Consider the following 12,975-nt stretch of genomic DNA (forward strand, 5'->3'; position numbering starts at 1 on the left):
TCACACCTATTTTTAATAAAACTTAGAAAATATTTAATAGATATTATTATACTAACAATTAAAAGGGAGAAGGAGGTAGGATAATTGACTAAGTTTAATAAAAAAAATTTAACTTATTTACTGATATTAATAAGTCTAGTTGTACTTGTGCTTGGAATTGTATTATCCATAGCTATTGGGGCAAAAGATATGAATCTGTCAACTGTTATAGATAGTTTAATAAAAATGGAAGATGGGATAAATATGAGAATAGTAAAGGATGTTAGACTTCCAAGAGCAATAGCAGCAGCACTTGTTGGAGGCTTTTTAGCAGTTTCTGGGGCAATAATGCAGGGGATAACAAGAAATCCTATAGCGGAACCTTCTGTTATAGGTATTACACAAGGGGCTACATTTGCAATTGCAATATCACTAGTGCTTCAAAAAAAACTTCCTCAGCTTATACATGGAAATCTTAGTGTAATGATGTTTGCATTTATTGGAGCAAGTATAAGTGGATTATTTATATACTTTATAAGTTCTAAGTCAAGAGGAAGAGTTAATAATGTAAAATTAGCTCTTGCAGGAGTAGCACTTGGGACACTGCTAATTTCTTTAGCATCAGCGATATCTATGTATTTTAATCTATCTCAACAATTGAGCTTCTGGATATCAGGAGGTCTTGTAGGAGTGAATTGGGAAGGTGTAAAGTTATTATTTATAGCTGGTGGTATTGGATTTATATTAGCTATGGTTATGGCTCCAAGAATAACTATATTAAGCCTTGGGGAAGAAGTAGCAATAGGATTAGGTCAAAAAACTAACACTGTTAGATTCATATGTATAATACTCGTAATATTAATGACTGGAGCATCTGTTTCAGTTTCTGGTAATATTATTTTTATAGGTCTTATAGTCCCTCAAATAGCTAAAGGAATAGTAGGTTCAGATTATAAGTATATAATACCAAGTTCTTTAGTTCTAGGAGCTGTATTGCTTGTATATACAGATATATTAAGTAGGATTATAAATCCTCCGTATGAGACACCAGTAGGTTCTATAACAGCACTTATAGGAGTGCCAATATTTATATACCTTGTTAGAAAGGGGGAAAAATAAGTACTATGAAAAATATTATGAAAAACAATTCAAAAACATTGCTTGTTGTATCCATTTTAGTGGTGCTTATTTTTATCACTTTTCTAGTGAGCTTAAACATGGGTTCATTTTCTATAGAACCAATGGATGTTATAAAGACTTTTTTAGGGCAAGGTCAGCGTAATCATGAAATTGCAATATTTAAATTGAGATTACCAAGAATAGTAATAGCTCTTTTGGTTGGTTCAGCATTATCAACAGCAGGTGTAATTCTTCAAGGTGTTACAAAGAATGATTTAGCAGACTCTGGTATTTTGGGGATAAACTCAGGCGCTGCATTATTTGTAGTCGTTTATATATACCTTATGAATGGGAATGTTTATGAAGGAATGAGTAATCTTACCGTATTTACAATGCCAGTCGTTGCACTTGTAGGAGCTTTATTTGGAGCTTTTCTTATATATTCTCTTGCATGGAAAGGTGGTATAAATTCTTCAAGATTACTACTTATTGGTATAGGTATAAACATAGCTTTCACATCGATTTTGACGATATTCCAATTGAAGTTTACAACACAAGAATTTAACAGAGTCATGGCATGGACATCAGGTAGTATTTGGGGAACTAGTTGGAAATATGTGATAGCTGTACTTCCGTTTATAGTAGTTTTTATGGGTATAACTATATATAAAGCAAAGTATATAGATGTTTTAAACTTGGGTGACGAAGTATCTACGAGTCTTGGTGTAGAAGTAGAAAAACAGAGAAGAAGACTTATAATATATGCAGTAATTTTATCAGGTGTATCTACAGCAGTAGCGGGTAGTATTTCATTTTTAGGTTTAATAGCTCCACATATAGGTAGAAAAATAATAGGACCAAAACATAAAAGATTAATACCAGTATCAGCACTTATAGGGACATTATTACTTTTAGTTGCAGATACGATATCTAGAAATATTCTGGCACCTATAGAGATACCAGTGGGTATAGTGGTTTCTATAATAGGAGTGCCATACTTTATTTATTTAATGTTGGCAAATGATTAAGAAAGGGTGTTGTTATGAACTGTATAAATACTAAGAATTTAAATATATCATATGGAAATACAGATATTGTAAAGAATTTAAATTTGAATATACCAAAAGGAAAAATAACTACTATAATAGGGGCTAATGGTTGTGGAAAATCAACAATACTTAAAACTATAGGAAGAATTATTAGCCCTAAGAGTGGAAGTATATATATAAATGGAAAGGACATCCATAAAAAGAAATCCAAAGAAATAGCAAAAGATATGGCTGTACTTCCACAAAGTCCTCAGGCTCCTAGTGGTCTTACTGTTTCAGAGTTAATTTCTTATGGAAGATTTCCTCATAAGAGTGGGTTTGGTAATTCTAGCAAAGAGGACAGAGATATTGTAAATTGGAGTTTAGAAGTTACTGGAATTTCAGATTTTAAAGATAGAAATATAGAAGATTTATCAGGAGGGCAAAGACAAAGGGCATGGATAGCTATGGCTTTAGCACAAGAGACTGATATATTACTACTAGATGAGCCTACAACATATTTAGACTTAGCTCATCAGTTAGAGATACTAAAATTATTAGATGAATTAAATAAAAAACAAGGAAGAACTATTGTCATGGTAATACATGAACTTAATAATGCAGCGAGATTTGCTGACCACATGATAGGTATTAAGAAAGGTAAAATAGTTTGTGAAGGTGATGCACATGATGTTATGACGAAAGATAATCTAAAAGAATTATTTAACATTGATGCAGAGATAGCAACAGACCCAAGAACAAACAAACCAATTTGTATAACTTATGACATGGTATAAATGGTGACAACATGGAAAATCAAGAAGCATTAAGACATGAAAAAATATGGATTTTATTATTTAGATATTCGATACCTGCAATAATAGCAATGATGGTAACTTCACTTTATAATGTAGTAGATAGAGCATTTATTGGCTCTATGGAAGGCATTGGTTCCATAGCTATTGCAGGTCTTGGTGTAACTATGCCAGTATTCACACTAATAATAGCTTTTGGGATGCTAATATCGGTAGGTGCTAGTACAAGATTGTCTATCAAGCTAGGTGAAAGAAATAAAGAAGAAGCAGAAAAGATATTAGGTAATGCTTTGACATTATCTATAATTATATCTTTAATAATAACTGTATTAGGGTTAGTTTTTTTAGAAGATATACTTTTTATTTTGGGTGCAAGTAAAGATTCAATCTCTTATGCAAAAGACTATATGAGTGTTATATTGGTTGGAAGTATATTTAATCTAGTTGCATTTTCTCTTAATAATGCAATTAGGGCAGAAGGTAATCCAAAATTAGCAGCAAGGACAATGATTGTAGGTTGTGTACTAAATTTAATATTAGACCCTATATTCATATTTGTGTTTGATTTAGGTATAAAAGGAGCAGCTATAGCAACAGTACTCTGTCAAGTTATAGTATGCATTTGGGTAACACAGTACTTTATAAGAGGGAAGTCTAATTTAAAACTAAAAAAGTGTAATTTAAAGTTGGATAAAGATATAGTGAAAAATGTATTTGCAATAGGTATGACACCTTTTGCTATGGAAGTAGCTATAAGCATAACTCATATGTTTACAAATAATTCTCTAAAGGCTTATGGTGGAGATTTGGCTATTGGAGCTATGACAGCACTTACATCTATTTTATTGATGTTTATGATGCCTGTGTTTGGTTTGAATCAAGGTATGCAAACTATAATATCATACAATTATGGTGCAAAACAATATGAGCGTGCAAAGAAAACTTTAATACTATCTATTATAGTATCAATTGTTATATTATCATTTGGATTTTTAGTAGTACAAGTTTTTCCAGAAGTATTTGTAGGTATATTTAATAAAGATTCAGATTTAATGGAAATAGCTGTAAGAGGTATAAATATAAATCTAATTACATTGCCTATAATGGGAATTTCCATTGTAGGGCCTGTATATTTCCAATGTATAAGTAAGGTTAAACATTCTATGTTTTTAACTCTTTTAAGACAATTTATTTTATTTATACCATTAATTATTGTACTTCCAATTCAGTTCAATTTGGATGGGGTTTGGTTAGCACAGCCAATTGCAGATTTTATTGCTATGATAATTGTATTGTTATTCTTAAAAAGGGAATTTAAAACAAGTCAAGTATAGATATATGAAAAAGTAAAAGGTCTATCTAGAAATAATTTTGATTATTGAGAGATAGACCTTTTTATATATTTCAAATTTTATGTTGAAGAATAGTATCCTGTATATTTATAGAGGGAGTATATCTATATAAAGATATTTTATTATTATATTTATCAGATATTAAAATGTAGAAGCAATTCTATAAATACCAAATTCTCTATGACCAAGACTTTCAGCTTTAGTATATTTACCATTACAGACTTCTACTATTTCGTTGAATATTTCTTGACCTATATCTGCTATTTTAGCACCATCTGTTATTATTCTACCCGCATTTATATCTATATTGTCTGGCATTTTGTTGTATGTACCACTATTTCCAGTGATTTTAATAACTGGAGAAATTGGGCTTCCTGTTGGAGTACCTCTACCAGTTGAAAAGATTACGATTTGCGCACCACCTGCTACCATACCAGTAATAGAATCTATGTCTTGTCCGGGTGTATCCATAAAATACAGACCTTTTTTATCAGAAGGTACAATATCGGCGTATTCAAGAGCACCTTTGAATGGTTTGTTACCCGCTTTATACATACATCCAAGTGATTTTTCTTCAATTGTTGAAAGTCCGCCAGCTTTATTACCTGGAGTAGGTTGACCACTACGTAAATCTTCTCCCATGGCAATTGCTCTCTTTTCTACATCACTTACAAATTTAAGAAACTTATCTTTCATTTTTTCATCTTCAAAACGAGTAGCTAATAAATGTTCTGCACCAATTACTTCTGTAGTCTCACTTAGTATACTGCTTCCACCCTCATCTACAAGAAGGTTTGAAGCGACTCCAATTGAAGGATTTGAAGCTATTCCACTTGTTGGGTCAGAACCACCACATTCAAGTGCTAATGTAATTTCGCTCATATCGAACTCAACCCTTACTTCTTTTGATACTTCACGAGACATTTGACCTATTATTTCAGCTCCTTTAGAGACTGTTTTTAATGTTCCACCACATTCTTGTATAACAACATAATCTACTTTTTTTCCTGTTGTAGCTATCTCAGAAGCTAAGTCTTTTGCTTGAATACCATCACAACCAAGACCAACTACTAAAACTGCGGCAACATTAGGATTTTTCCCAAAGCCTATCAATGTTTTTGCTGTAAGTTCTATATCAGAACCAATTTGACAACATCCATGTTGATGAGGTATAGCTATTGCTCCAGGTACAAGTGATGCTATTCTTGTAGCTGTCTCACTTGAACATACAGATGTTGGAATAACTAAAATATGATTACGAATACCAAATTGTCCATTTTCTCTTAAATAACCCATTAATTTCATTTTAATTACCTCCTATTTTTTGTCTCCACGACCACGTGTACTTTCAATATTATGTACATGAACATAATCACCAGTTTTTATGTCAACTGTTGCGATTCCTATAACTTCACCATATTTATAGACAACATCACCTTTTTTTACATCCTCTGTAGCCATCTTGTGAAAAACAGGGATATCATCATTTACTATGTAAGATTCTCCATCAATTGAAACTTTTTCACCTTTAACTAAAGGTCTAACACATGTAACTAGATTATCTTTTTCATTTGCATGAATAATTGCATTCATTACTTTTACCTCCTTAAATATTAATTTACTTCAATGTTTTTATTTGCTTTAAAAATAGCTTTTTTCCTTTTTTCTCTCTTATCTAAATAAGAAACCAACATTGGACAACATATTGCTGTAACAATGATAGCAGCAGCAACCTGCACTGTTGAAACGGCTGCAATTGTCGCTAGAGTAGGGTCTATAGCAGCTAAAGCTTCAGGAGTACCAGCTGCATTACCAGCTGTTGTACCAGTAGCTGCACCTACTGCTGGATGCTCTGCACGTATAAGTTTCATTACAAAATATCCACCCATACCAGTTATTAGAGTAACTCCTAAACCAAGACCAACCCCAGGTAATCCAGCAGTTATAATTTGATTAAAGTTTAATGCTGCTCCTAAAGGAAAAGCAAAGAAAGGAATTAATAATGTTGTACCAGGTGCAAGGAATTCTCGTATATCTTCATCAAGATTTCCAAGTATAAATCCAAGTAATATTGGTATAAGTGCTGCAAATAGTGCTACTATAGGTACATTTGCAAGCCCAGTCACTCCAAAAGCAAGCATTGTGAAAAAAGGACCATCATTTAGTGATAATATAGATATTGCTCCAACATCTGTAGAGTCTCCATATTCCCCTGCAAGTGCAGCAAATAGACCTCCATTTGAATTAGTCATGGTAGCAACTATGGCAAGAGGTGTAATACCAAGTATACCTTTAGGTCCTATAAATTTACTGACAATAATACCTAATACTGCACCAATTACGAATTTTGTTGCTGTAAGTGCTATTCCTTTAGTCAATGGTTTACCAGCTTGTCTAATGTTAATTTGAGCTCCATTACATAGACAAAATAGAGCAAGTATACTCATTGCACCAGTTTTAAATAAGGATGTTGTGAATCCTCCAATTTCTAGAGCTTGTGGACATACTGTATTAAATAGTGCTCCCAATAACAGGGGACATACCATAAGTCCTCCTGGCATCTTTTTCACTGATTTCAAGATGTGCATTTAGTATCACTCCTTTTTATTTTTATATAAGTATCTAAAAGCAATTACTATGCCAATATATAGATTTTATGTTTTAAGTTATTATGATTATTTTTGCTGATTGCTTGAAGTGCTGTAGAATACTTAGAACTAAAAGTATAATTGTGTAAATCTTAACATTGAAAATAATTATTTCATTATGCAATAATATTTCTCAGTGAAAACAAATAAACGTCTTATGTATTAAAATTAAACATAAAACGTTTCGATATATTAAGTATGTATTATTTTTAAACATCACTTTCAATTTCTTTTAACTTTCTCCATAGAGTAGAGCGAGTTATTTTTAGAATTTCACAAGTCTTTGTAGTGTTTCTATTGTTTTCGTTGTAAATTTTATAGATATATTTTTTTTCTAGTGTCTTTAAATCTAAGTTATTACATTCAAAATTATTATTTATATTATCTATATTGCTCGTATTATCTATATTATTTATATACTCGCTGTTATATTTTTCTAACAAAATCGAGTCAAATGATTCTACAATAACAGCTCTTTCCATCATTCCTTCTAATTCTCTTATATTTCCTTCATATTCTTGTTCGAGAAGTACTTGCTTAATATTTGGAGTGATAATTAAAGGGGTTTTGTTGTATTTGATTGAGTATTTATGTATAAAAAATTCTGATAGTTTTAATATATCTTCTTTTCTTTCTTTTAATGAAGGGAGATATAGTGTTAAGATATTTATTCTAAAATAAAGGTCTTGTCTAAATAAACCATCACGCATCATATTTTTTAAGTCTTTATTAGAAGCACAAATAATTTTTACATCTATAGGAATGACTTTATCACCACCAATTCTCATAACTTGTTTTTCCTGTAAGACTCTCAATAGTCGTCCTTGAAGTTCAAGAGGAATTTCACTTATTTCATCGAGAAAAATTGTACCCTCATGTGCTAGTTCAAATACACCTGCTTTGCCTTTTTTTCTCGCACCTGTAAATGAACCTTCCTCATAACCAAAAAATTCACTTTCTATTAAAGATGGAGGTATAGCAGCACAATTTACAGCTACAAAAGGTGCATTTTTACGTTTACTATAGTTGTGTATGCTTTGACAAAACAGCTCTTTACCAACACCTGATTCTCCAGTGATAATCATAGGGGTGTCATAACAGGCATATTTCTTTGCAATTTCTATGCAATTTTTCGTTTTTTCACTAGCATGAATTATGTCATCGAAAGTGTATTTAGCAGAGAGACCTTTATTTAATAGACTTCTTCTTATTGTATGCTCAAAAGAACTTATCTCCTTGCTATCTTGAAAGGTAGAAACAGCTCCTTGGATTTGACCATCGACGATGATTGGAACTCTATTTGTTATGATTTTTGTACTTCCTATATTTTGTATTTCACCAATTTGTGGCTCCATAGTTTCAACTACTTGAGGAAGGACTGTATTTGGGATTACATCTATAATGTTATGATAAAGTGCATTCTCTTTTTTTATACCAAATATTTTTTCTGCACTCTTATTAAATAATGTGATTATAAAATTTTTGTCAACAGTTATTATGCCATCATGTACAAAATCTGTCATAGCTTCTATCTGTAATCTTCTTTTTTGTTCATCTTTGGTTGCATCAAGTATTTGTTCTGCTTGTTGAATGGCTCTAAGTATATTTTCTTCCCTAGATTCGATTAATATCCCCTTGCAATTGAGTCTTTTAACAATATGTGCAACAGTAGTATCTCCTATGTATGTGTTGATACCTTTTTTTCTGTATTTCTCTATAGCATCATAAATCTCTTCTTCTTTTTCAATTTCAATCATAGTTATTTTCTTATTTAATATTTCTTCTATGATGTCAAAACCATAGATTACATTATTAAATCCAATTATTCCAAATGGCTCATTAGAGTTTTTTACTTCTTTATAGCTTTCTATGATATCATAAGCATCTACTTTAATCTCAACTATAGGTATGTTGTAAGTAGCTTTTAGCATATTGTAAGTACCACCTCGGCTTATGATGATTCTAGTTCCATGATTAATACTTTTTTCCGCAAGAGGTATCCCTTCTTTTAGATTACCAAATACAACATCAATATTTGTATAATTGTATTTTTTAACTATATGAATTGATTTTTCATAGGTTCCTTTAGTGGGAGCAATAACGAGTATTTCTTTCATAATAATTCCTCCATTTTTCATCAAATAAACTTAAATATTATACTGTGACTAAATTTTATCAGTTATATTTTAATATTTTACTTTATATTTAATTATAAATAAAGTGTTTTTAAAAAGAGCATTATAAAAGACTGTATAAAAGTTAGATTTTAGAATTCTAAAACTTCTTTTTTGTACAGTCTTTTAATGTGTAATATCTATTTATCAAATCTATTTACTCTAAATAATTTCATATTTTTATTTTCTTTACCAAGATACAATTCACTCAACATTATACCACCCAATATTGCAAAGAGTATTCCATTGGCTCCATAACCTAGGCAATACCATAGATTGTGGTTTTTGTTATCTGGTCCAATAAACCCTAAATTATCTAAAGTAGAAGCAAAGCAACCACAATATTTATATTCAATCTGTATATCCTTTATATCCTTAAACATGCTTTTCAATCTTTGTTCTAAAATATCATACTTTTTATTAGCTAAAGTTTCATTTTCTATATCATCAAAACTTACATCCTCGCCACCTATAATTAATCTATTATCTTTTGTAGTTCTTAGATAATTATATGGGTCGCAGTTATCTCTAATTAGAATATTGTTTTTCCAAGAATCTATGTTTTTAATTGGCTTTGTTGCTATATTAAAAGTATTTGACTTAGTTGCAAAGTTTCTTTTGGTAAATAAACTTGTATTGTATCCTGTAGCTACAATTAGTTTTTTTCCATGAACTTTATAACCATAAGATACTTCAGCAGTTACTTTATCATTTGCGAAATCTACTTTTTTTACTTCTGTATTTTCATATACCTGAAGACCATTTTTTAGACTTACATCGATTAAATGATGACTGTATTTATATGGGTCCAATTCTCGTCCTCCGTTTTTTGCTATTAATCCTGATTTCAAATCAAAACTAAAAGGGTTTGTAGATTCATCAATATATTCAACATCAAATCCATTTTCTTTTCTTAAATTATATTCTTCTTTTATAGCCTTAATTTCAAGCTTATTAGCAGTGTAAAGTAGAGTATCTCTTTTAGCATAATCACACTTATTTCCATATAGTTCTATAAATTCATCTAATTCTTCAAGTGCTGATACACAAAGATTGTATGCTTTTATTGCATCAGCTAAAGTCATAACTTCTGTTAAGTCTATCAAATTGTCATCTAATTCGTACTGTAAAAGAGAAGTGGTTACACTAGTGCTTCCGTGTGCAATCCTTCCTTTTTCTAGAATGACTGATTTTATATTGTTTTTAGCTAGATAGTAAGCACAAATGCATCCAGTAACACCGCCACCAACAATTATAACATCAGTATCAATATCATCAGTAAGATATGGAAATTGTTTTGGTATTTTGTTTATATTGGTAAAAATAGGCTTTCCTTTTACATATTCTTGATTCATATATTTCACTCCTAACATTTATTATGTATGAGTGTATTATTTTCTATAGCAAATAATATTATACATTTTAATTATCTAGATATATGGGTATGTATAAATAAAAATGTGATAACATTTTAGAGTAAAACATATGTATAATATATTCATAAGTACTTTGTTTTAAGTAATAGTGGTATATAATGTTTTTAATAAGAAAAGATATTTAATAAAAATCAATTAAAAATTTAAAGTAGGAGGTAAATTTATGCTTTCAAAAGATATAGCTTCAAAGGTATTAGAAAAATGTCTAATTACTGGAGGAGATTTTGCTGAGATTTTTGAAGAAGACACTCTAAATAATTCTATCAGTTTAATAGATAATAAAGTAGAAAATGCAATAGGTGGAAGAAATTATGGTATAGGAATAAGAATATTTAAAGGTTTAAAGAGTATATATGCTTATACAAGTGACAATTCTCTAAGTAGTCTGTTGGATGTAGCATATAAAGCTGCTGTTGCTTTAGGCAAATTAGAAGATGGTAAAAGTATAATATTAAATGACAGTATTAAAATAAATAACATACATAATATAAAAATTTATCCAAATTCAATAGATAATAGAGATAAAGTAAATGTAATGAAGGTTGCATATAAGAGTGCAAAAGCGTTTAGTAGTGATATATCTCAAGTAAGTGTTAGTTATTCAGATAAAGACCAAAAAATATTAATTGCAAATACTGAAGGGATATATGTTGAGGATAGAAGAATAAGAACGAGACTTGGAATAAGTTCAGTTGCATCTAAAGGCAATGAAAATCAAACTGGATTTGAAGGGCCAGGAGGTTGTAAAGGATTTGAGATATTTGAAGAAATAGACCCGGAATACTATGCGAAAGAATCAGCTAGAGTAGCACATACTATGTTGCATGCTAAAAATTGCCCAGCAGGTAATATGATGGTAGCAATCGATAATGGATTTGGTGGGGTAATTTTCCATGAAGCTTGTGGTCATTCTCTGGAAGCTACATCAGTTGCAAAAGGAAACTCTGTATTTGCAGATAAATTAGGTCAACAGATTGCTTCTACAAAGATTACAGCTATAGATGATGGAACAATACCAAATTACTGGGGCTCTATGAATATAGATGATGAAGGAAATCCAGCTCAGAAAAATATACTAATTGAAAATGGGATATTAAAGTCTTATATGATAGATAAACTTAATGGTAGACGAATGGGAATGAATCCTACAGGAAGTTCTCGTAGACAAAACTATAAATTTGCTCCAACTTCAAGAATGACCAATACTTATATTGCTGCTGGAGAAGATAAACCAGAAGATATTATAAAGTCAATACCAGATGGACTTTATGCTAAAAAAATGGGTGGTGGCTCTGTAAACCCTGTAACAGGAGAGTTTAATTTTGCAGTTTCAGAGGGATACTTGATAAAAAATGGAGAAATACAAGAGCCAGTTAGAGGAGCTAGTTTGATTGGAAAAGGTAGTGATGTACTTATGAATATAGATATGGTTGGGGATAACTTAGAACAAGCTCAGGGGATGTGTGGTTCATCCTCAGGAAGTATACCAACTAATGTAGGTCAGCCTATGATAAGAGTAAAAGAAATTACTGTAGGTGGAAGATAGGAGGGATAAGTATGGAACTTAAAAATTTTAAAGATATATTATTTAAAAAAGCTCTAAGCGAAGGTTTTGAAGAGTGTGAGGTATACTATTATACAGGAGAAAATCTAAGTATAAATATATATGAAGGCGAAGTTGAGAAATACAATCTTGATAAGTCTTTTGGTTTGTCTTTTAGAGGAAAAATAAATGGAAAGATAGGTTACTCTTATACAGAAATTTTAGATGATAAAGCTGTTGATATGTTGATAAAAAATGTAAAAGATGGAGTAAATACTATTGAAAATGAAGATGTACAATTTATATATGAAGGTGATAAGCAATATAATGAGGTAAAAACTTATTCTAAAGAGCTAGAAAATTTAGAAGCAGATAAGTTGATTGATTTAGCCTTACAAATGGAAAGAGAAACTAAAGCTTATTCAAACAAGGTAATAAATTTATCTAGATGTACTCTATCTTATTCTGTATCAAGTAATGGTATATATAACACTAAAGGTCTTGATTTAAGCAATAAGACTAATATGCTTATAGGATTTGTAGTTCCCATTATACAAGACAATGAACAAAAATATGATGGAGTAGGGTATAATATAGCAACTTCTATTGAAGAAATAAAGCCTTATGAGATAGCAAAACTTGGTGTTGAAGATGCTTTATCTAAGGTAGGGGGTAAGAGTATCCCATCAGGTAAATATAAAACTATATTGTTTAATGAAGCTATGGTATCTTTGCTTAGCACATTTTCTGGAATATTTAATGCAGATTCAGCTCAAAAAGGATTATCTTTATTGAAAGATAGAGAAGGAGATATGATAGCATCTCCTATAGTTACAATAGTTGATGACCCACTTTTAGAAAATGGTATGGCATCTACTCCT

11 protein-coding genes are annotated in these 12,975 nt (G+C 30.7%); 6 read left to right on the forward strand and 5 right to left on the reverse strand.

Going from position 1 to position 12,975, the window contains the following annotated elements:
• Positions 1–84: 84 nt before the first annotated feature.
• From Q3304_RS02940 to Q3304_RS02955, 4 genes are read left to right on the forward strand one after another with little or no spacing between them, the layout of a single operon-like run.
• Positions 85–1,098, forward strand: a complete 1,014-nt coding sequence (locus Q3304_RS02940; RefSeq protein ID WP_407814296.1) for a FecCD family ABC transporter permease — start codon at positions 85–87, stop codon at positions 1,096–1,098.
• Between the two features lie 5 nt (positions 1,099–1,103).
• Positions 1,104–2,126, forward strand: a complete 1,023-nt coding sequence (locus Q3304_RS02945; RefSeq protein ID WP_074179820.1) for an iron ABC transporter permease — start codon at positions 1,104–1,106, stop codon at positions 2,124–2,126.
• A gap of 14 nt (positions 2,127–2,140) precedes the next feature.
• A complete protein-coding gene (locus Q3304_RS02950; RefSeq protein WP_167640469.1) occupies positions 2,141–2,923 on the forward strand; it encodes an ABC transporter ATP-binding protein in 783 nt (260 codons plus the stop codon).
• An 11-nt stretch (positions 2,924–2,934) separates the two neighbouring features.
• Positions 2,935–4,275, forward strand: a complete 1,341-nt coding sequence (locus Q3304_RS02955; RefSeq protein ID WP_074179818.1) for an MATE family efflux transporter — start codon at positions 2,935–2,937, stop codon at positions 4,273–4,275.
• Between the two features lie 159 nt (positions 4,276–4,434).
• Here the strand turns inward: Q3304_RS02955 and Q3304_RS02960 are convergent, their stop codons facing one another.
• The 5 genes from Q3304_RS02960 to Q3304_RS02980 all read right to left on the reverse strand — a co-directional run bounded on the left by Q3304_RS02960 (position 4,435) and on the right by Q3304_RS02980 (position 10,470).
• On the reverse strand, positions 4,435–5,598 hold the full coding sequence (locus Q3304_RS02960) for a UxaA family hydrolase (protein WP_054271466.1): 1,164 nt from the start codon (positions 5,596–5,598) through the stop codon (positions 4,435–4,437).
• Positions 5,599–5,610: 12 nt separating this feature from the next.
• Positions 5,611–5,886 (reverse strand): UxaA family hydrolase, encoded by a 276-nt coding sequence (locus Q3304_RS02965; protein ID WP_054271465.1) that lies wholly within the window; start codon positions 5,884–5,886, stop codon positions 5,611–5,613.
• Between the two features lie 20 nt (positions 5,887–5,906).
• Positions 5,907–6,881, reverse strand: coding sequence for a 2-keto-3-deoxygluconate permease (locus tag Q3304_RS02970; RefSeq protein WP_054271464.1), 975 nt, complete (start codon positions 6,879–6,881; stop codon positions 5,907–5,909).
• Positions 6,882–7,150: 269 nt separating this feature from the next.
• Positions 7,151–9,058, reverse strand: a complete 1,908-nt coding sequence (locus Q3304_RS02975; protein ID WP_407814297.1) for a sigma 54-interacting transcriptional regulator — start codon at positions 9,056–9,058, stop codon at positions 7,151–7,153.
• A gap of 197 nt (positions 9,059–9,255) precedes the next feature.
• Complete coding sequence (locus tag Q3304_RS02980) at positions 9,256–10,470, reverse strand: NAD(P)/FAD-dependent oxidoreductase (protein WP_407814298.1); 1,215 nt, start codon at positions 10,468–10,470, stop codon at positions 9,256–9,258.
• Between the two features lie 244 nt (positions 10,471–10,714).
• On the opposite strand from Q3304_RS02980, the gene Q3304_RS02985 reads away from it, so the two are divergent.
• Both Q3304_RS02985 and Q3304_RS02990 read left to right on the forward strand, forming a co-directional pair.
• The gene (locus Q3304_RS02985; protein ID WP_054271461.1) at positions 10,715–12,097 is read left to right on the forward strand and encodes a TldD/PmbA family protein; all 1,383 of its coding nucleotides are present in this window, start codon (positions 10,715–10,717) and stop codon (positions 12,095–12,097) included.
• An 11-nt stretch (positions 12,098–12,108) separates the two neighbouring features.
• Positions 12,109–12,975, forward strand: an 867-nt coding sequence (locus Q3304_RS02990; protein ID WP_407814299.1) for a TldD/PmbA family protein, incomplete at its 3' end; no start/stop codon positions are given.

The sequence above is a fragment of the Clostridioides sp. GD02377 genome, from assembly GCF_045899875.1.
Taxonomy (GTDB): domain Bacteria; phylum Bacillota; class Clostridia; order Peptostreptococcales; family Peptostreptococcaceae; genus Clostridioides; species Clostridioides difficile_A.